At 45.2% G+C, this 20,026-nt stretch carries 16 protein-coding genes; 8 read left to right on the forward strand and 8 right to left on the reverse strand.

The features are described 5' to 3' along the window. Positions 1–71 precede the first annotated feature (71 nt). The 3 genes from napA to napF are packed head-to-tail and all read right to left on the reverse strand — an operon-like array spanning position 72 to position 3,391. Positions 72–2,561 (reverse strand): periplasmic nitrate reductase subunit alpha, encoded by a 2,490-nt coding sequence (gene napA, locus ACF8CV_RS02085; RefSeq protein ID WP_005499273.1) that lies wholly within the window; start codon positions 2,559–2,561, stop codon positions 72–74. Beyond that, complete coding sequence (locus ACF8CV_RS02090; protein WP_005463501.1) at positions 2,558–2,866, reverse strand: chaperone NapD; 309 nt, start codon at positions 2,864–2,866, stop codon at positions 2,558–2,560. Before ACF8CV_RS02090 ends, napA begins: the two co-directional genes overlap by 4 nt. 39 nt (positions 2,867–2,905) lie before the next feature. After that, positions 2,906–3,391 carry a ferredoxin-type protein NapF gene (gene napF, locus ACF8CV_RS02095; RefSeq protein WP_138937143.1) on the reverse strand — a complete coding sequence of 162 codons (486 nt, stop codon included), beginning with the start codon at positions 3,389–3,391 and terminating at the stop codon, positions 2,906–2,908. A gap of 247 nt (positions 3,392–3,638) precedes the next feature. On the opposite strand from napF, the gene narQ reads away from it, so the two are divergent. Together narQ and ACF8CV_RS02105 are read left to right on the forward strand one after the other, a co-directional pair. Continuing rightward, a complete protein-coding gene (narQ, locus tag ACF8CV_RS02100; RefSeq protein ID WP_005477087.1) occupies positions 3,639–5,375 on the forward strand; it encodes a nitrate/nitrite two-component system sensor histidine kinase NarQ in 1,737 nt (578 codons plus the stop codon). After that, the gene (locus ACF8CV_RS02105) at positions 5,362–5,994 is read left to right on the forward strand and encodes a response regulator (protein ID WP_005485085.1); all 633 of its coding nucleotides are present in this window, start codon (positions 5,362–5,364) and stop codon (positions 5,992–5,994) included. The genes narQ and ACF8CV_RS02105 overlap by 14 nt, the downstream gene beginning before the upstream one ends. A 96-nt stretch (positions 5,995–6,090) precedes the next feature. Here ACF8CV_RS02105 and ACF8CV_RS02110 read toward each other — a convergent pair whose 3' ends face one another. Beyond that, complete coding sequence (locus ACF8CV_RS02110; protein ID WP_005463506.1) at positions 6,091–6,264, reverse strand: hypothetical protein; 174 nt, start codon at positions 6,262–6,264, stop codon at positions 6,091–6,093. A 261-nt stretch (positions 6,265–6,525) separates the two neighbouring features. Between ACF8CV_RS02110 and ACF8CV_RS02115 the strand changes: the two genes are divergently transcribed. Both ACF8CV_RS02115 and pepT read left to right on the forward strand, forming a co-directional pair. Beyond that, complete coding sequence (locus ACF8CV_RS02115; RefSeq protein ID WP_138937142.1) at positions 6,526–7,389, forward strand: DUF6279 family lipoprotein; 864 nt, start codon at positions 6,526–6,528, stop codon at positions 7,387–7,389. A gap of 291 nt (positions 7,390–7,680) precedes the next feature. Further along, positions 7,681–8,910 (forward strand): peptidase T, encoded by a 1,230-nt coding sequence (pepT, locus tag ACF8CV_RS02120; protein ID WP_020841896.1) that lies wholly within the window; start codon positions 7,681–7,683, stop codon positions 8,908–8,910. 103 nt (positions 8,911–9,013) lie between these two features. Here pepT and ACF8CV_RS02125 read toward each other — a convergent pair whose 3' ends face one another. Next, positions 9,014–9,478, reverse strand: coding sequence for a dCMP deaminase family protein (locus ACF8CV_RS02125; RefSeq protein ID WP_005463512.1), 465 nt, complete (start codon positions 9,476–9,478; stop codon positions 9,014–9,016). A gap of 404 nt (positions 9,479–9,882) precedes the next feature. Between ACF8CV_RS02125 and vmeY the strand changes: the two genes are divergently transcribed. After that, positions 9,883–11,010, forward strand: coding sequence for a multidrug efflux RND transporter periplasmic adaptor subunit VmeY (gene vmeY, locus ACF8CV_RS02130; RefSeq protein WP_069523055.1), 1,128 nt, complete (start codon positions 9,883–9,885; stop codon positions 11,008–11,010). Between the two features lie 8 nt (positions 11,011–11,018). Continuing rightward, the gene (vmeZ, locus tag ACF8CV_RS02135; protein WP_005477161.1) at positions 11,019–14,171 is read left to right on the forward strand and encodes a multidrug efflux RND transporter permease subunit VmeZ; all 3,153 of its coding nucleotides are present in this window, start codon (positions 11,019–11,021) and stop codon (positions 14,169–14,171) included. A gap of 111 nt (positions 14,172–14,282) precedes the next feature. Here the strand turns inward: vmeZ and ACF8CV_RS02140 are convergent, their stop codons facing one another. Together ACF8CV_RS02140 and arfB are read right to left on the reverse strand one after the other, a co-directional pair. Further along, complete coding sequence (locus tag ACF8CV_RS02140) at positions 14,283–16,052, reverse strand: methyl-accepting chemotaxis protein (protein WP_025442606.1); 1,770 nt, start codon at positions 16,050–16,052, stop codon at positions 14,283–14,285. A 101-nt stretch (positions 16,053–16,153) separates the two neighbouring features. Continuing rightward, on the reverse strand, positions 16,154–16,567 hold the full coding sequence (gene arfB, locus ACF8CV_RS02145; protein WP_005463517.1) for an alternative ribosome rescue aminoacyl-tRNA hydrolase ArfB: 414 nt from the start codon (positions 16,565–16,567) through the stop codon (positions 16,154–16,156). 76 nt (positions 16,568–16,643) lie between these two features. Here arfB and ACF8CV_RS02150 point away from each other — a divergent pair, with 76 nt between their 5' ends. Continuing rightward, positions 16,644–17,246: a beta-phosphoglucomutase family hydrolase gene (locus ACF8CV_RS02150; protein WP_031812145.1), complete on the forward strand. Its 603-nt coding sequence runs from the start codon at positions 16,644–16,646 to the stop codon at positions 17,244–17,246. Positions 17,247–17,402: 156 nt separating this feature from the next. Here the strand turns inward: ACF8CV_RS02150 and ACF8CV_RS02155 are convergent, their stop codons facing one another. Then, positions 17,403–18,392 carry an OmpA family protein gene (locus ACF8CV_RS02155; protein ID WP_005463527.1) on the reverse strand — a complete coding sequence of 330 codons (990 nt, stop codon included), beginning with the start codon at positions 18,390–18,392 and terminating at the stop codon, positions 17,403–17,405. 461 nt (positions 18,393–18,853) lie between these two features. Between ACF8CV_RS02155 and aroG the strand changes: the two genes are divergently transcribed. Beyond that, complete coding sequence (aroG, locus tag ACF8CV_RS02160) at positions 18,854–19,906, forward strand: 3-deoxy-7-phosphoheptulonate synthase AroG (RefSeq protein ID WP_005499266.1); 1,053 nt, start codon at positions 18,854–18,856, stop codon at positions 19,904–19,906. The last annotated feature ends 120 nt before the right edge of the window (positions 19,907–20,026 follow it).

Genomic DNA, 20,026 nt, shown 5'->3' on the forward strand with positions numbered 1-20,026 from the left:
TCTCCGCCTATATGGCTTAAATTCTTTATGAGGCCGCCGCTATGACGGCCTTTACGTTCGTGATTTGACGGTTAAGCAACCTTAGTGATTTTGACTGGACACTTCTTAAAGTCTGTCTGTTTAGACAGAGGGTCAGTCGCATCAAGGATTAGCTTGTTGATCAAAATACGAGCATCAAAGAACGGTACGAATACCAAGCCTTTTGGCGGACGGTTACGACCGCGTGTTTCAACGCGAACGCGTACTTCGCCACGTTTGTTCGCGATAACCACTTCTTCACCGCGACGTACGTTGCGCGCTTTCGCATCTTCTGGGTGCATGTAACACACCGCATCCGGTACTGCTTTGTACAGCTCAGGTACACGACGAGTCATGGTACCAGTGTGCCAGTGCTCAAGAACACGGCCTGTACATAGCCATAGGTCGAATTCTGAATCTGGCACTTCAGGTGGCGCTTCGTACGGTGCAGAGATGATCTTCGCTTTACCGTCGGCATTGCCGTAGAAATCCCAACCAGAACCCGCTTTCGCGTATGGGTCCGAGCCTTCTTTAAAGCGCCACTGTGTTTCTTTACCATCAACGACTGGCCAACGTAGACCGCGTACGGTGTGGTACACATCGTATGGTGCTAAGTCGTGACCATGGCCGCGGCCGAACGTTGCGTATTCTTCAAACAGACCTTTTTGAACGTAGAAACCGAAGTGGTGCGAATCGTCGTTCAGTTCACGTGCCTCTTCAAGCGGGAACTTGTCAACTTGGCCGTTTTTGAACAGCATGTCGTACATGGTTTTGCCACGGTACTGAGGCGCTTTCGCTAGAAGTTCTTCTGGCCATACTTCTTCCATCTTGAAGCGTTTAGAGAACTCCATTACCTGCCATAGGTCAGACTTAGCGTCGCCTACCGTGCCTACTTGTTGGTACCAAGCTTGAGTACGACGTTCTGCGTTACCGTAAGCGCCTTCTTTTTCAATCCACATTGCTGTTGGAAGGATAAGGTCAGCCGCTTGAGCGGTAGCCGTTGGGTATGGGTCAGAAACAACGATGAAGTTTTCTGGGTTACGGTAGCCTGGCAGACGTTCAGTGTTAATGTTCGGACCAGCTTGCATGTTGTTGTTACATTGAACCCAGTAACAGTTCAGTACACCATCGTTCAGCATACGGTCTTGAAGTACCGCGTGGAAACCTGGTTTTGGTGGAATCGTGCCTTCAGGCAGTTTCCAGATTTTTTCTGCGATTTGGCGGTGTTTAGGGTTAGCAACCACCATGTCCGCAGGTAGACGGTGAGCAAACGTACCAACTTCACGAGCTGTACCACACGCCGATGGCTGACCAGTTAGTGAGAATGGGCTATTACCCGGAGTGGCGATTTTACCGGTTAGAAGGTGGATGTTGTAAACCAAGTTGTTCATCCACACGCCGCGAGTATGTTGGTTCATACCCATTGTCCAAAGTGACATTACTTTCGTGTTTGGATCGGCGTATTGCTTCGCAAGCTCAATCAGTTTTTCTTTCTCAACACCCGAGATCTCAGACGCTTTCTCGACCGTGTATGGCGCTACAGACTTCTTGTACTCTTCGAAAGAGATTGACGTCAGTTTGCCTGAGTTAGGGTTTTTCGCTGCTTTTTGTAGCGGGTCGTCGTCACGCAGACCGTAACCGATGTCGGTGTCTGCTTGAGTAAAGTTCGTGTGCTTGTTCACGAAATCCCAGTTAACTGCATCGTTTTCGATGATGTAGTTCGCGATAAAGTTAGCAATCGCAAGGTCAGACTGTGGGTTAAAAATGTAGCCGTGATCTGCCAACTCGAATGAACGGTGGTAGTAAGTTGAAAGTACGTTTACGCGAACATGAGGGTGGCTCAGGCGACGGTCAGTAATACGAGTCCATAGTACTGGGTGCATTTCTGCCATGTTCGAACCCCAAAGCACGAATGCATCAGCGTTCTCGAAGTCATCGTAACAGCCCATAGGTTCATCGATACCGAAAGCACGCATGAAACCTACTACCGCAGACGCCATACAGTGACGAGCGTTAGGGTCAATGTTGTTAGAACGGAAACCGGCTTTCATCATTTTCGCTGCCGCGTAACCTTCCATTACAGTCCATTGGCCAGAGCCAAACATACCAACGCTAGTCGGGCCTTTTCTCTCTAGAGATGCTTTCCATTTTTCTGCCATCGTATCGAATGCAACGTCCCACGAAACTGGCGTAAACTCGCCATCTTTGTGGTATTTGCCGTCTTTCATACGAAGAAGAGGTTGAGTCAGACGGTCTTGACCGTACATGATCTTAGAAAGGAAGTAGCCTTTGATACAGTTTAGGCCTTTGTTTACTGGTGCTTCTGGGTCACCCTGAGTAGCAACGACTTTGCCGTTTTGAGTACCAACAAGAACAGAACAGCCTGTACCACAAAAACGACAAGGCGCTTTGTCCCATGTGATTTTGGTTTGATCAGAGCTTGCAATCAGGTTCGCTGCAGATGCTGGTAGTGTAATACCTGCGACAGCAGCAGCTGATGCAGCCGCGTTTGCTTTCACAAACGCACGTCTTGTCATTTTCATACTTCACCCTCGATTTGGGAATGTTGTGTTCCAGTGTCTTCTTCATCCGTTTCTTCAAGCGCAGTTTCGATTTGGTGATAAACCAATACTGTGCTCAAAACATTCGGTAAATTGTTAATGGCATCAATAGTGTCTGTGATGAAACCTTGGTTTTCGGTTTCAAGCACTACAACGATTTTGCCTTCTGGACTGTCTCCGTAAATTTCCGCGTTTTCATACGTTTCAATTTGCGTCTTAATTTCATCCAGATGCTCGGGCAGCACGTGCACTACCAAACTTGAAATATGCACTTCATTTAGTGACATATAGCTCTCTCATTTATTGCCGTTTACCGTATATACGGCTTAGGCTGTTATATTGCTCACATTGATGGATGAAGTCGGGCACACAGAAACACATGCGCCGCAGCCGTTGCATTCATCAAGGTTTAAATTGGGTTGTGCTACTTTTCCCAGTTCTAACTTGAACTGGATTGCCATTGGGTCGCACATGTCCCCACAGCTTCTGCATTCGACATTTTGCTTTGCTAAACAGCTATCATTAATTACTGCTTTTGCCTGCCAAGGTTGCTCGGTTTCTGCTAAAAAGAGCGGCTCTGGACAAACATCTGCGCATTGATAGCAAAACGTACATTCATCAATAGAAAAATCGACTGAAGGGAATCCGCCATCACTTTTGGTTATAATTTTCGTTTCGCAGGCGTCAATGCACGTTCCGCAACGAGTACAACCATCCGTGAACTGTTCTGGTCGGGCTAACCAAGGTAGGCGAACGGCGTTATCGGTATGCGTTTTTCTTGCAAAGAGTCTTCTTCTGGAAAGGTCTACCACTTAGTCACCTCGAAACTTGGAACCCAAACTAAGCATAGTCCACAATTTTCATTAATAAACTGTCATTAAAGCTAACGAAATTGTAGTTTTTGACATATTTGTATAAATACCTCTTAGGAGGTAATTGGGATGCAATATTGTTTTGGATCAATAAATTCCATCGCAGGTGATCACATATTGATAAAGTTGAAAGTCAATGGGTTCATTGCGTGTACAAGTTGGACAATTAATAGGCGAGGAACTCTGATTGTTTAAAAATGTGAAAAAGTCAGTAACGCGCACGATTGCGTCCGCGATGCTTCTGATTTTGTTGTTATCAGTAGCAACGACTGGCTTTGCTATTTTTACCCTTGCGTCAAGCCTAAATGACGCAGAAGCCGTCAACGTGGCGGGGTCGATGCGCATGCAAAGTTATCGTTTAGCACACGACATTCAGATTCGATCTGTTGATTATTCTTCACATATTGACGCATTTGAGCACTCTATTTACTCGTCTTCGATGAAAGCACTTCAGCATTGGTCTGTGCCGGAAGACATCACTCACGATTACTATCGCTTAATCATGCGATGGCACGAGTTAAAATCGGTGTTGAGAGGGGAGGACCCAAGCCAATATCAACTCTTGGTCGCGGGCTTTGTTCAGCAGATCGACGACTTTGTGTTTAAGCTGCAAAACTTTTCTGAGCAGAAGCTCATCAACTTAGCTTGGATTGGCGGGTTAGGGTTGGGCGGTATTCTTTGCGCCAGTATGTTTGTTGTCCACTTTATCCGTTTGGAAGTCGTGAGGCCGCTGCGTGCACTAGTATTCGCAAGTGAACGAATTAAAAATCGCTCTTTTGATATCAATTTAGCGGTGTCAAGTGACAACGAAATGGGCATACTCACGCGCACCTTCAATCGGATGGCGACAGACCTCGGTAAGCTCTATCGTGGATTAGAACAGGCGGTAGACGAGAAAACTCGCAAGTTGCAACATGCGAATCAGTCTTTAGAAGTGCTTTATGATTCCTCAAAAGAACTCACAGCATCGCGCATTAATCAGGATAATTTCCAGGCGATTTTGAAGCACATTGCGAGCTTAGAAGGCATTAAAGCGGTAAAGCTTGAAATCGAACAGTTGGGAGAGCCTAATTGGATCCTTACGGAAGGGGAAGAGTGCTGCCATGATTGTGATGATGAATGTCATGCAGAACCTTTAACGTTAGATGGCGAACATCTCGGTTCTCTATATTGGAAAGCAGGCTTACCGTGCCCGAACGAGACGCTAATTGACAACTTTGTACAAATTCTCTCGCGAGCGGTGTATTACAATCGCGCACAGCGTCAAGCAGAGCAAATTTTGTTGATGGAAGAGCGCGCGACCATTGCTCGCGAACTTCACGACTCTTTGGCTCAAGCGTTATCCTATTTGAAAATTCAGGTCGCTTTATTAAAGAGAAGCGTGAAAAATCTTCCTGACGAAAAGGCCATTGCTCAAGCCAATCAAGTGATTGCAGAGCTGGATACGGGCTTGTCGGCTGCTTATACCCAGTTACGTGAGCTGTTGACGACATTCCGCCTGACGATCAAAGAAGGCAGTTTTGGCCAAGCGCTGCAAGAGATGGTCGAAACGCTTAATGAGCAAACAACGGCAGAAATTACGTTGAAAAATAGACTTTCATCGACGGAATTAGATGCGCATCAACAAGTCCATTTACTACAGTTGATCAGAGAGGCGGCACTGAATGCGATTAAGCATGCGCAAGCTGACCATATACATATTCAATGTCTTGATTGTGATGGGAAAGTCACAGTAACCGTCTCCGATGACGGGGTAGGCTTTGAACATCAGGACGAAAAAATTAATCATTACGGTATGACGATCATGCAAGAGCGAGCAGCGAGACTGCACGCCGATCTACAGATTGAAGCATCAATAAACAAAGGGTGCACCGTAAAACTCGAATTCCAACACAGTAAGGAAGTAAACTTTGACAGTGTGTAAAGTAATGCTGGTGGATGATCATCCACTGATGCGACGTGGTATCCATCAACTCCTGAGCTTTGAGCCAGAGTTTGAAGTCGTTGCAGAAGCAAGCAATGGCGCAGATGCAGTCGCAAAAGCGCATGAGCTTGAGCTCGATTTGGTGCTGCTAGACCTCAACATGAAAGGCATGTCTGGGCTGGATACGTTAAAAGCGCTGCGAGCAGATGGTTGTGAGGCGAGGATTGTTATTCTGACCGTTTCAGACAGCCCTGCGGATATTGAAGCGATTGTACGCAGTGGCGCGGATGGCTATTTGTTAAAAGATACAGAGCCGGATGAGCTTGTTGAGCTACTCAAACAGGCCCATCAGGGTGACAAGGCATACAGCCAAGAGGTTGCCAAGTATTTGAGTGAACGCTCTGATCATGAAGATGTTTTTGATTCGCTAACGGATCGCGAAACGCAAATACTGCGAGAGGTGGCAAGAGGCTTCCGTAATAAGCAGATTGCCGATCGTTTGTTTATTTCTGAATCGACGGTAAAAGTACACATGAAGAGCTTACTTAAGAAGCTTCAAGTACCTTCTCGTACGGCGGCAACGGTACTTTACTTAGAGCGCTTCGGAGATATCAAATAATCACGCTGTCATCGCTGTGTTGCGACCTTATCTTTTGATTATTAAATAATTTTTATAAAATCAGAAATGAAAAAACCGCCATTAAAGGCGGTTTTTTCATTTGTCTGGGCGAATAGAATACAAGTCACTGTTGTGCTTGCCGCACTCCAGATAATACTGATGCGCCACCTTTTTATTTTCGGCGACGACGATCATACTGTGCATTTTCCCCTGTTCGAAATATCGAATTTCATATTCTACACTGGTATCAAGTTGCTCAGCGGCTGCCATACTTCGCCTCCATAACCTATCCTAAAATCATCCATGCAAATAATATGCCGTTATAGGGAGCGCTGTCCGGTACAAAAATTGACCGATAAATGCGCTTTAACTCACTTTTTTGCGGATAGATGTGATCAAAAAGTTAATTTCAAACTCTATATACTATGAGGGTGGCAATGAGCAATTGTCACACTGGCGTAAGTTTGCCGCAATATTAAGTGATACAAGTTGAGTATAGAACTTAATCAATAGAAAAGGGAATACGAATAAGTGATTAAATTATCGAGTTTATCCAATAAAGTTCTTCAATACGGATTCGTGTTCTTGTTGGTTATTTTACTGGCCGGATGTACGAAAAAGTTTCTATATAGCAACATCGATTGGTTTGTTATTGAATATTTAGATGACTACGTATCGCTTAACGATGAACAAGAAACGTTGTTAGAAGAGCGACTATTGCTATTAGCAGATTGGCATAAGAAAGAAGAATTACCATTATATATCGATCACTTAAAAGAGCTTGAGAATATTAATGCAAACAATATTACTCTTGCGTTTTTACAGCAAAACCGAGAAAAAATGAAAGCGCACTATGACCGTATAGTGTCGAGATCGGCGCCAGATTTGTTCTCTTTGAGCTTACAACTGACGCCAAAGCAACAACAAGAGTTTTTGCAAAACGTGAGAAAGGACTATCAAGAAAGAAACGCAAAATATGCGGATAAAACCGAAGCAGAGATCAGAGAGATTATTTTAGAGAATACAGAGGAGTTGATAGAAGAATGGATTGGGGAATTGAATAGCGATCAAAAACGGTACGCAAAACAAATTTCCCAGCAAACGATTTTGAATAGTCCACTTTGGCGAAATTATCGCGCTTCAATATATCAAGAGTTGGAATACCTTTTCGAAAATCAGTCCAACAGTGTTGTCTATCAACAAGTATTTATGCAGTTATTGTTCGAGCCGGAAAGCTATTATAGCGAACAACTATCCGAGAATATCGATCACAACCTTGGGTTAGTGGATCAATTGACGTTAAACGTAGCGAAGTCCATGACCGATAAACAGTGGATCCACTTCCACAATAAAGTCAAAGAATGGCGAGTGTTAGCAGAAGAACTCCAAGATTAAACATATTGAAAACAAATGGTTATCGTTATGTATGCCAGGCTGAACCGAGACTTTCTGATGAAAAAATGATTCAAAGCAAATTCTTATTGAACTAAGAGCGTAACATGGAGTGAGGTTTATTACGGGCACTAGGCGGCCTCGCATTTAAATAACATTAGGTAGCTGAACTCATCCAGAGTAATTGGAGTTCATTCGTCAGAGCTACCTATGTTCGGCAAACCTTAGTATTGCCGGTTTGTTTGAGTACGATGCGTAGTCTGGTGTTGATCGCTTAGAACAATGAGAATAAATATGAAGCATTTAGTTGAAAGATTCCTTCGCTACGTCACGTTTGACACCCAATCAAATCCCCATGTTGCCCAATGCCCAAGTTCACCTGGCCAACTCGTTTTTGCAGAGTTGTTGAAACAAGAGATGCTAGACCTTGGTTTGAGCGATGTGACTTTAGATGAACACGGTTACTTGATGGCAAAACTGCCGTCGAATGTTGATTACGATGTTCCACCAATCGGCTTTATCGCCCACATGGATACTGCACCAGATGCGTCTGGTAAGAATGTAAATCCGCAATTTGTTGAAGACTATCAAGGTGGCGATATTGCACTTGGGTTGGGAGACGAAGTGTTATCTCCGGTTCAGTACCCAGACTTGCACAACCTACACGGCCACAATTTGATTACCACCGATGGCACAACGTTGCTTGGCGCGGACAACAAAGCGGGCATTGCAGAAATTTTGTCTGCGATCGCGATGTTGATTGAGAATCCAGACATTCCTCATGGTGACATTTGTATCGGTTTTACGCCGGACGAAGAAATCGGTCGTGGTGCAGATTTGTTTGATGTTGAGAAGTTTGGCGCGAAATGGGCATACACTATCGATGGTGGCCCGCAAGGCGAACTTGAATATGAGAACTTCAATGCGGCAAGCGCCGATGTGATTTTCCATGGCGTAAGCGTTCATCCAGGTACGGCTAAAGGCAAAATGGTCAATGCGATGAATTTAGCGGCGCAATTCCAAGTTAAAATGCCAGCAGACCAAACCCCTGAAACCACCGAAGGGTATGAGGGTTTCTTCCATCTGAAATCGGGAGAATTGGGTATCGCCCGCAGTGAACTTGGTTACATCATCCGAGATTTTGACCGTGAAGGGTTAGAAGAGCGTAAGGCGCTGATGCAAAAACTTGTCGATGAAATGAACGCAGGTCTGAAACACGGTTCTGTCGAACTTAAGATTACCGACAGTTACTACAACATGCGCGAAATGGTTGAGCCGTACCCTCACATTATCGAATTAGCGAAACAGGCAATGGAAGCGTGTGATGTTGAACCGTTGATCAAACCGATTCGTGGTGGTACGGATGGCGCGCGGTTATCCTTTATGGGATTGCCTTGCCCTAACATCTTCACCGGTGGTTTCAACTTTCATGGTATCCATGAATTTATCTCTGTAGAGATGATGGAAAAATCTGTCCTTGTGATTGTAAAAATCGCTGAACTTACCGCTAAAAAACACGGTTGATGGAACGTTCACCCACTCAATTCAATTGAATGGGTGACGGGTGGCATCGATACAAAAAAGCCCAGACAATTTCTGCGTCTGGGCTTTGTAGTTTTTGGAAGGACTAACGAACGTCTTTATCCTCGAAATTGATGTCGTCTAGCGGTAGCCAATCTACCTCAACACCCGCCTGATCAAACATATCTTGGCTCACTTGGATTTTATCTCCCCAGCGAGATAGAAAGTCTTCAGACTGCTCTGGGCAGTGAACGTGCGAAATGCCTGTTTGAATGATCTTTGCCGCGCAGTTCGGGCACGGGAAGTGCGTTACCCAAATGTCACAACCATCCAAATCGCGTTTTGAAAAGAGAATTGCGTTCTCTTCTGCATGCAGAGTTTTTAAGTATTTCAGTTCACGTTCGTCGGTGTCTACGCTGTCCGAAACACCGTGTGGATAACCGTTAAAGCCAACAGAAACAATGCGGTTCTGTTTAGTGATCACCGCACCTACCTGCGTTGAAGGGTCTTTACTCCAAGACGCCACCAGTTCAGCCATTTGGTAAAAACGTTTCGCCCATTTAGAAATCATGCTCATCCTCTCGGTCGAAGGCTTTGAATTATCTGAATGATAACCCATTTTTTTTAAAAAAATAGTCGAAATACGAGCATTACAGTGAAAGCGATTCGTTTTCATGGTTAATCGGGGAGAGTTTGTTCAGCTCTAAGCAACAATTCCGCTTTTATTGATGAGTTTATTGGTCAAAATTGGCAAGCGAATGAGTCATACATCACATTGATGATTAGAGGTTGCTTATATTGTGGGGTGAATGAAGATCTGAAAATGATTTCAAATGCATCAACTTTATTTCGGCTCGTTTCAATTAATTACATTTAGAAACATTTTACGCAATTTATGTAGGAGAATTCGGAATCTACTGTCTGTAAGGTTAGTGTGTTTTCAACAATATCCTGTTCCATAAAGACGGTAAATACATGCAAAAGAAACCACTTGTCGCATTAATGGCGGCTACAGCTATCCTTGCAGGATGCGGAGAAGCGAATAATGCCCAAAGAGAGAGCCAAGCGCCTCTTGTCGTAACTCAGGATGTCACGGTAATCGACTACCAACCGAGTAAATCATATATCGGTCGCATTGAAGCGGTAGAAGATACCAATATCACAGCACAGATTTCAGGCTATTTACAAGCTCGTCATTTTGAAGAAGGACAAATGGTAGAAAAAGGTCAGCTTCTTTATTCTATTGAACCTTCTTCTTTTGAAGCACAAGTGGCAAGTGCGAAAGCAGCGTTAGCACAAGCAAAAGCTTCGCTTAAAAAGGCAGAGCTTGATCACCAACGCGGTAAAAACCTGCTTCCTCGTGGCAGCATCTCCCAATCGGAATTTGATGCGTTGACAGCAACATTGCTAGGCGCGCGTGCAGAACTAGAAGCCGCGAATGCACAGCTTAAACTTGCAGAAGTCAACCTTTCGTACACGCAAATCCGAGCGCCGTTTAGTGGTCGTATTAGCGACACAAAAGTGAGTACTGGTGATCTGGTTTCTCCATCTTCGGGTGTGCTGACGACGCTCGTGAGCCTAGATCCTGTGCACACTTCGTTTAGCGTCAGTGAACGTGAGCGTTTAGCGATGGGCATGGATCGAATTAAAGGCGATGGTTCGGCCGAGTCGAACGGTGTGGAAGTGCAACTAGAGCTAGAAAACGGCCAGTTTTTCGAACACCTAGGTCAGCTTGATTTCTTGGGTAACCGTATTGATACCAAAACTGGCACGATTGCTATGCGTGCGTTGGTGCAGAACCCAGAACACAAACTGCTCCCGGGCCAGCACATCAAAGTCAACTTACGTGATAAGAATACGCGAGATGTCATCGTCGTGCCTCGTCGTGCAGTGCAAACTGACCTGGAAGGTGACTTCGTGATGGTGACAACGGAAGGTAACGTCGCTGAGCGTCGTAATGTTGAACTTGGCCCGCAAGTGGAGCAGGGCATCATCATTCGCGAAGGTCTTGAGGAAGGTGAAGCTGTTATCACACAAGGTCTACAGCGTGTTCGTAATGGCGTAGAAGTGCGTGTTCAAACTCCAACTGAAGACAAACAGTAGGAGGTCGCATGTTAAGTCGTTTCTTTATACAAAGACCTAAGTTCGCGCTGGTCATTTCGATCATCCTGACGTTGGCTGGTGCCATTTCGCTAGCGATTTTGCCAGTGGCTGAATATCCGCAAATTAGTCCACCGTCGGTTAGCGTAACGGCGTACTACACTGGCGCAAGTGCCGAAGTGGTTGAACAGGCCATCGCCGATCCGATAGAGACATCGGTGAACGGCGTAGAAAACATGATTTACATGTCTTCGAAAAGTGCTAACGATGGTTCGTACAGCTTAAACGTTACGTTTGATGTTGGTACCGACCCAGATATGGCGCAGGTGAACGTGCAAAACCGAGTGTCACAGATTGAGTCAAAACTGCCTCAGGAAGTGCGCATGGTCGGCGTGACGGTGAAAAAGCGTTCTCCTGACTTATTGATGGTTCTGAACTTCTATTCACCAGACGGCAAGTACGATGACCAATTCTTAATTAACTACATCAACTTGAACGTCAAAGATCAGTTGGCGCGTGCGAAAGGCATCAGTGAAGTAAATGTAATTGGTGGTGGTGAATACGCGATGCGCGTGTGGTTGGACCCAGAAAAAATGGCCAACCTCAAACTAACGACATCGGATGTATATGCTGCTTTAGCGGAGCAAAACGTTCAGGTTGCTGCTGGCCGTGTTGGTGCCGCGCCGTACAATAACCCGCAAGAAGTGCAGTTCAACCTAGTGACGAAAGGCCGCTTAGAAAGTGTGAGCGAGTTTGAAAACGTTGTTCTTCGTGCCAATCCAAATGGCTCTACGGTTTATCTAAAAGACGTTGCTCGTGTTGAACTGGGTAAGAAGTTCTACGATGGTAACGGTAAGTTCCGTGGGCAAGATGCTTCGATTGTCGCTCTGTCACTTCAGTCTGATGCAAACGCACTAGAAAGTGGTAAAGCAGTAATGGAACTGCTTGAACGCTTGAGCGAAAACTTCCCTGAAGGTATGACTTACGAAACCAGCTACGACACGACTGTGTTCGTCGCTGAGTCTATCAAAGGTGTGGTAAAAACACTTGTCGAAGCGATTCTACTGGTTATTGCCGTAACCTACCTATTCTTGGGCAGTGCGCGAGCAACGTTAATTCCAGTGGTCGCGATTCCAGTTTCGTTGATTGGTACGTTTGCCATCATGCAAGCGACAGGATTCACCATCAACACGGTAACCTTGTTCGGTTTGATTCTCGCGATTGGTATCGTGGTGGATGACGCGATTCTGGTTATCGAAAACGTTGATACCACGATGGCGAAAGATCCAACCATTTCACCTCGTAAAGCAACGTTGCTAGCGATGAAAGAGGTGACTGGGCCAATCATTACCTCAACGTTGGTTCTGTTGGCGGTATTCCTACCTGTTGCGATGCTTCCGGGTATTACTGGCATCATGTATCGTCAGTTCGCATTGACGATCTGTATTTCGGTTGTGATTTCGTCAATCAACGCGCTAACGCTGTCACCGGCTCTTTGTTCATTGGTATTAAAACAAGGTGGTGGCAACACGGCTAACTGGTTCCAAGCATTCAACCGTGGTCTAGAGCGTGTTACTACGCGTTACGGCCAAGTTGCAGGCTTCCTTGTTAAGAAATCTCTGTTGTTGGTTACGTTCTTCATCGTTGCGGTTGCTGCGGTGTCTTTCTTCGCGAAGACGACGTCAACGGCATTCGTTCCTCAAGAAGATAAAGGTATTTTGCTGGTCAACGTTCAGTTGCCTGATTCTGCTTCTCTGTCTCGTACAGAAGAGGTGACGAGCGACTTGATGAAAATGATCGAGGAAGAACCTGGTGTAGATGGCGTAACGGTTGCAAACGGCTTTTCGTTTATGACTGGAGCTGCGGCGTCAAACGGTGCTTCGCTGTTCATCAAGTTGCATGATTGGGAAACGCGTAACTCGCTAGGTGGTGAACATTCTGCCAACGCGATTGCAGCTCGCATCAATGGTCGAGCTGCAATGGAATTGCCTCAAGCTGTTGTGTTTGCGATGGGGCCGCCAGCCGTTCCGGGTATGGGCGCTGCTTCCGGTTTTGAATTTGTATTGGAAGATACGCTAGGTCGTAGCCGCACTGACTTGTCGATGGTAATGGGGGAGATGATTCAGGCAGCAAACCAAGCTCCTGAGATTGCGTACACCTTTAGTACATTCCGCGCGAACGTACCGCATTACTATGTGGATATTGACCGCGAGAAAGCGCAACAACTTGGCATTTCGCTGTCGTCTATCTTCCAAACGTTGCAAGGCAACTTAGGTTCGCTTTACGTGAATGACTTCACCATGTTTGGTAAAAACTTCCGTGTAACCATGCAAGCGGACAGCCAACACCGTAGTGGCATGCAAGATTTGGAACGTTTCCATGTTCGCTCTTCGATGGGGGAAATGGTGCCACTAAGCACGCTAGTCAGCTACGAGCAAGTATTCGAACCTGATGTGGCATGGCGATACAACATGTACCGTAGTGCCATCATTCAAGGCCAACCAGCTCCGGGTTACTCAAGTGGTGATGCAATTGCAGCGATGGAACGCGTTGCTGCAGAAGTTCTACCACAGGGCTATACCTACGAATGGACAGGCATGGCGTACCAAGAAGTGCTTGCCGGTAACCAAGCCATTTACGCATTTGCGTTGGCGTTGATCTTCATTTACTTGTTCATGGTGGCGCAGTATGAAAGTTGGAGTATTCCTCTGGCGATCATTTTGGTGGTACCTGTTGCAACGCTAGGCTCCTTCCTCGCGCTGAACTTAACGGGCACACCATTAAACTTGTACGCTCAGATTGGTCTCGTTCTCCTTATAGCATTGGCTGCGAAAAACGCTATTTTGATTGTGGAGTTCGCGAAGCAAGAACGTGAAGAGAAAGATGTTTCCATCGATGACGCAGCCGTAAAAGGCGGTACGCTACGTTTCCGTGCGGTGAACATGACGTCTTGGTCGTTTATCTTGGGGATTTTCCCGTTGATCTTCGCCGCTGGCGCGGGTCATGTGAGCCAAAACTCGCTCGGGGTGTCTCTGATTGGTGGTCTATTGTGTGTGCTTCTTGCGGGTACGTTCTTGATTCCGGGCTTCTACGCCCTGGTACAGAGACAACGTGAGAAGATTCATGGCGGCAATACAAAGCTTGTGCCGCTTGATGATGAATAACTACCGACACGATTTGGGCTGAGCTGATACTGAGCCTAGATAGAAAACAAAAAGCCCGAAGCATTCATTCGCTTCGGGCTTTCTTATTGGATTAAAGAATCTACTAGTAGATTACTTTAAGCGAGTCTTAAACTCGGCTACCGCTTCATCCATATCGTGTGCTTGAGCCGACACTGAGTTCACTTCATGCAAACATTCTTGCGCGGAGTGCATGTTGTTTTCAGAGATGACGTTCAGCTCAGTGATTGAGTCGCTAACTTGGTTCATCACAATGCCTTGCTCTTCAATCGCAGAAGCAATGCGCTCTGAGTTGCCTTGAATCGCGTGCATGTCCGTGATGATTTGTTGGAGGCTTGCGTCTAATTGTTCAGATGCACTCAGGGTTTGCTGACCTTGTTCGTTACATTGATCAATATCGGAAACCACCATCGACATCTGCGCTTGGATGTCCATCACCACTCGCGTGATCTCTTCCGTTGATTGATGTGTACGGCTCGCAAGAGCGCGAACTTCATCTGCAACCACGGCAAATCCACGTCCTTGCTCACCCGCACGAGCCGCTTCGATAGCCGCGTTAAGTGCAAGCAAGTTCGTTTGTTCAGCAATGTCTTGAATGATGTTCACTGCACCGCCAATTTTATCGACGTGTTGGTTCAATGAGCCGATAGACTGTTGGCTGTTCGAGAGGATACCCGTCAGCTGACCAACATTCGTCACGGTCATTTCTACGACAGAGCGACCTTGTTCGGCGTTAGTCGCAGCTTGGTGAACACCTTCAACCGCAACCGATGTGCTTTCAGAAATTTCACCGATAGTGGCAACCATCTGCTGCACGGCCGTCGCCATAGAGGCGGTGTGATCAGTCTGTGCGTGGAACTGTTCCATAACACCTTCAAGCTCACGATGCATGTTGTCCGTGCTCGCTGTTAACTGCATCGATTTTTCTTGTGTGTTGTGGATCAAACGCTCCAGCTTTTCGAGCAGATCGTTGAGGTGGTGGCTGATATCAAATAGTTCATCCTTACCTGCAAGATCAGAGCGTAAGCCCATGTTATTGCTTTCGCTGATGTTCTTAATCGTTGCTAGCAAGCTGCCAACTCGAACGTTGATAGAGCGAGAAATTTGCCAAATCAGCGCAAAAATCACTACTAAGATGAACGCCGTAATGGCTTGCTTGATGCTTGCCATTTTTTCATCGCGTTGGGTTGCGGCAGAATCAATAGATGATGAGAAAGCTTCAAACTGCTCTTCCACGGCATGAGATAGCGCGCGAGTTTCGCCCAGTAAACCTTTGTTGTAAGCCACACCAATGACTTGTTTTTGAGCTGCAAGTTGTTTCGCTGACTCTAACAGTTCTGGAACGTATAGGTCAGACAGTTTGCTTGCGTCAAATTCGCCCACTTTCACCGCATTATCAAACTGGATAAGAGAAAGGATTTGCTGATGGTCGGCGCTTTTCTTTGCTTCAAGTAGAAGGTTTTCGTAACGCGCAAGAATGCCACTTTCTTTGTCTAGTCCATACTTTTGAGAAGCGGAAACTAATGCTTGGAAACCTTTTTGATAAGCGAGTAAATCCTGCTTGAAACGCTGACTTGACGGTAGGTCGTATCGGTTTAGGATTTGAGCGAGCTCTTTCTCGGTGCTTAAAAACTTATCAACATTGCTATCAAATTTATCTAAGTATTTGACATTGCTGCGAAGTAAAAAGTCTTTCTCATTACGTCGCAAGTTGAGTAAGCGTATTTCTAAATCACCGACAAGTTTTACTGCGTGGTTGAGTTCATTGCTCTGATTTGCGAAATGAGATGAGGTACCCAAAAGGGTCACAATGCCTAAAATGGCGATAACTCCGAGGAAGTAGAGTTTTTGCCTAATAGTCATATTGTTGTTTCCTGAATAAGTGACTAAAAAAGAGAAATCCAATCAGATTTCCAAGGGCTAGCAAACGTTGTTCAACTAACATGTCGTGAAAATGACATGCCTTAATACAGCACTTTTTTACGTTGCTGTTTTTTTGCCCCCTGCTTGTTTTTACTGTCAAGTCGGCGGCGTTGTGAAGCGCGGGTTGGTTTTGTTTTAATGCGCTTCTTATCTTGTAAGGCGGCAGCTTTAATCAACTCTTGTAGGCGATTTAGCGCATCCTCTTTGTTTTTTTCTTGTGTGCGAAACTGTTGCGCTTTAATGATCACCACACCATCTTTAGTGATACGGCTATCAGAAAGTGCAAGTAATCGCTCTTTGTAGAATTCCGGTAAACTTGAATGGTGTATATCGAAGCGCAGATGTATGGCAGTCGCTACCTTGTTAACGTTCTGTCCGCCATTTCCTTGAGCTCTAATGGGCGTTAATTGTATTTCCCATTCTTGAAGTGTGACGGAGTTCGAAATTTTGAGCATGATAAGCAAATGCCGATAAGGACGATTGAAAGAGCTGATAAATTAACACTACAGATGTACAAATAGAAGAAAAGACATGAGCACGATTGATTTTAGGCCATACGAAGGATTCATCTTCGATATGGATGGTACCTTGATTGATACCATGCCTGCCCACCTTGCGGCTTGGCAAGCAACGGCTGACCGATTTGATTTTCCGTTTTGTCAGGAGTGGTTACACAGCTTAGGCGGAATGCCGAGTTTTAAAATTGTTGCTGAGTTGAATCGTCATTATGGGTTATCTCTAGATCCTCAAACGGTTTCAAAATTCAAAATGGAGACGTTTGCCGCGATGGAATTGCAGGGCGAGGTCATCCAGTGCACTGGCATTGTTCTTGACGAATATTTAGGCCAAAAGAAAATTGCGGTCGGAACGGGAAGTCAGCGAGAAAGTGCGATGCGTCTGCTCAGTCATGCAGGGTTGATCGACAAGCTTGATGCTGTTGTGACGGCTAGCGATGTCGAAAATCACAAACCTTGTCCGGATACTTTTCTATTAGCCGCAGATAGATTAGGGATTGACGCGCAAAACTGTCTGGTTTTTGAAGACACAGAATTGGGTAAATGTGCGGCTCATTCTGCTGGGATGGACTGTGTCATGGTCGAAGGAAATAATCTCGTTTTTTATCCGAAGAGATAAGTGCTTACTATCGATGGACGATGCTTGAATCTTCATTTCTTGATTTCATTTCCTTTATAAAAATCCAAAAATCCAAAAATCCAAAAATCCAAAAATACTGAAAGTGAAAAGGGGTGCAAGCGCACCCCTTTTGATGAGAATGTGTGAACATTCAGATTATGGTTGAACCATCTCTTGGTATTCGAATGAAGGAACCACAACTTCTACGCGACGGTTTTTCTCACGACCTTCACGAGTGCTGTTGTCAGCGACTGGATTCTCTTCACCCATACCTTTCACTGTCAGGCGATCAGCATCGATACCAGCGCCAGTGATGTAATCTGCCACAGCTTGAGCACGACGCTCAGACAGTTTTTGGTTGTAAGCCGCAGGACCTGAGCTATCAGTGTAACCTGTGATTTCAACTTGAGCTTGTGGGTATTCGTTTAGGAATGAAACAAAGTTGTCCAGACGTTCAGAAACAGACTCAGTAAGTTTCGCACTGTCGAACTCAAACGTGCCTGTACCGTACTCTTCTTTGTGAACTTTGCTCATTAGTACTGGTTCTGGATCTGGCTCAACTACTTCTTCTGTTACAACAGCAGCAACCACTGGCGCAGCCGCGAATTTGTAGTTAACGCCGATACCGAAGAAGTTTGCGTCCATATCGTCCCAAACGTCATCCGACATATCTTGGTAACGTTGGTACTCAGCGCGAACACTCCAGTTTCTATCAATCGAATATTCAGCACCTAGTGAGCCTGTTGCAACGAAATCTTTTTCGTCTTCAGACATCATGTACGCACCACCGATCTTAGCGAATAAGTTCCAAGAATCGTTTAGATGCCAGTTGAATTTAGGTGCAAGTGTTAAAGCCGTTAAATTGCCGTCGATCGTATCAACTGTACTAGCTCCTGACTTAAAGTTCGCTTTGTAGTCGCCTAAGAAATCGACACCGTACTCTAGACCGATGAAATCGGTAAAGTCATAACCGATATGTAGTCCGGCACCAAAAGCTTCATCATCACAAGGGCTATTTAGATAGCAAGCATCGTCAAGTGTAGTCATGCCCACTTTGCCCCCGATATACATTTCAGCTTGAGCAGAGTTTAAAAGCGCGCTACTACCAGCTACCACTGCTGCTACTGCAATTGCTACTTTGTTCATAATGTTTCCTTGTATTGATTGCATATTAACTTCTACTTTGTTTTATCAAAAATTTAGAAAAAACCAGCGTTTATAAGAAATTAGTTCAATATTCTAATGATTTCACATCAAGCAACAATATCTTTGAACTTGATCAACATTTATTACCCAATAACACCTCACAAACTTCTGATATTTCTTACATTGTAGTAAAGATTTTTAGTGTCATAAGAAAATTGATGATTATTTTGAACTTTTTCGTGTAAACATTATTTTACGATGTGCGAGATAGTTAACGGCTGTAATTTGTTTGCATTTATTTGCAAAAAGTGATTGCAAGTCTATGGGGAAGCCGATAAGTTAATTGGAACGATAGACAGATAATCACCGGAGCCCTTGTTGCTGCTCGCTTTGTGAACAATGTTGCAATGAGTACAGTTGGCAAAAATTGGGTCGGAAATAACAACCAGGAAGTAGAAGTAATGTTTCAAACTGATGATGTAAGAATTAATAGAGTAAAAGAGTTATTGCCCCCTGTTGCAGTTCTAGAGAAGTTCCCAGCGACCGAAACCGCTTCTTCGACCACTTTTGATTGCCGTAATGCCATTCACAATATTCTTGAAGGAAAAGATGATCGTTTACTTGTGATCGTTGGTCCTTGCTCTATCCATGATCCTGCAGCTGCAGTTGAATACGGCAAAAAGCTGAAAGTGTTGCGTGATGAACTTGGTGAGCAACTGGAAGTTGTGATGCGAGTTTACTTTGAAAAACCACGTACGACAGTAGGCTGGAAAGGTTTGATCAACGACCCATACCTGAACGACACATTTAAGCTAAATGACGGTCTTCGTATTGGACGTAAGCTGCTTTTGGATCTCACTGACATGGGCCTACCAACAGCGAGTGAATTCCTAGACATGATCACGCCTCAATACGTGGCGGATTTGATCAGCTGGGGCGCGATTGGTGCACGCACGACGGAATCGCAAGTTCACCGCGAACTTGCTTCTGGTCTTTCTTGCCCGGTTGGTTTCAAAAACGGTACTGACGGTAACATTAAAATCGCGAGTGATGCTATTCGTTCTGCAAGCGCTTCTCACCATTTCCTATCGGTAACGAAGTACGGTCATTCAGCGATTGTTGAAACTGCAGGTAACCCAGACTGCCACATCATTTTACGTGGTGGTAAAGAACCAAACTACAGTGCAGCACACGTTGCTCAAATCAAAGACGAGTTGGACGCGGCAGGTCTACCGAAGAAAGTGATGATCGATTTTAGCCACGCGAACAGCTCTAAGCAGTTCAAACGTCAAATGCTAGTGTCTGATGATGTATCAGAGCAAATCGCTGGTGGTGAAGATGCAATCTTTGGCGTGATGATCGAGTCTCATTTGGTTGAAGGCCGCCAAGATTTAGTGGATGGTAAAGCGGCAACTTACGGTCAGTCGATTACTGATGCATGTATCGGTTGGGACGATACGGAAACGGTACTTCGTCAGCTTTCTGAAGCAGTAAAGGCGCGCCGTAGCAAATAAGCTCAGCAGCAAGAACATTTTTAACAAGCGAGTACTTAAAGAGCCAGAGGCACTATGTCTCTGGCTCTTTTTATTGAGAATTAATCGCATCTCTTTCTATTACGCGGTCTTTCCTATATG

The organism is Vibrio sp. zbq_1 (assembly GCF_043102935.1).
GTDB classification, from domain to species: domain Bacteria; phylum Pseudomonadota; class Gammaproteobacteria; order Enterobacterales; family Vibrionaceae; genus Vibrio; species Vibrio parahaemolyticus.

Excerpts from the sequence above, each read along its gene's own strand:
- napA (WP_005499273.1), bottom strand. The coding sequence starts at position 2,561 with ATGAAAATGACAAGACGTGCGTTTGTGAAAGCAAACGCGGCTGCATCA.
- ACF8CV_RS02090 (WP_005463501.1), bottom strand. The coding sequence starts at position 2,866 with ATGTCACTAAATGAAGTGCATATTTCAAGTTTGGTAGTGCACGTGCTG.
- ACF8CV_RS02110 (WP_005463506.1), bottom strand. The coding sequence starts at position 6,264 with ATGGCAGCCGCTGAGCAACTTGATACCAGTGTAGAATATGAAATTCGA.
- pepT (WP_020841896.1), top strand. The coding sequence starts at position 7,681 with ATGAAGCATTTAGTTGAAAGATTCCTTCGCTACGTCACGTTTGACACC.
- ACF8CV_RS02125 (WP_005463512.1), bottom strand. The coding sequence starts at position 9,478 with ATGATTTCTAAATGGGCGAAACGTTTTTACCAAATGGCTGAACTGGTG.
- vmeY (WP_069523055.1), top strand. The coding sequence starts at position 9,883 with ATGCAAAAGAAACCACTTGTCGCATTAATGGCGGCTACAGCTATCCTT.
- vmeZ (WP_005477161.1), top strand. The coding sequence starts at position 11,019 with ATGTTAAGTCGTTTCTTTATACAAAGACCTAAGTTCGCGCTGGTCATT.
- ACF8CV_RS02140 (WP_025442606.1), bottom strand. The coding sequence starts at position 16,052 with ATGACTATTAGGCAAAAACTCTACTTCCTCGGAGTTATCGCCATTTTA.
- arfB (WP_005463517.1), bottom strand. The coding sequence starts at position 16,567 with ATGCTCAAAATTTCGAACTCCGTCACACTTCAAGAATGGGAAATACAA.
- ACF8CV_RS02150 (WP_031812145.1), top strand. The coding sequence starts at position 16,644 with ATGAGCACGATTGATTTTAGGCCATACGAAGGATTCATCTTCGATATG.
- ACF8CV_RS02155 (WP_005463527.1), bottom strand. The coding sequence starts at position 18,392 with ATGAACAAAGTAGCAATTGCAGTAGCAGCAGTGGTAGCTGGTAGTAGC.
- aroG (WP_005499266.1), top strand. The coding sequence starts at position 18,854 with ATGTTTCAAACTGATGATGTAAGAATTAATAGAGTAAAAGAGTTATTG.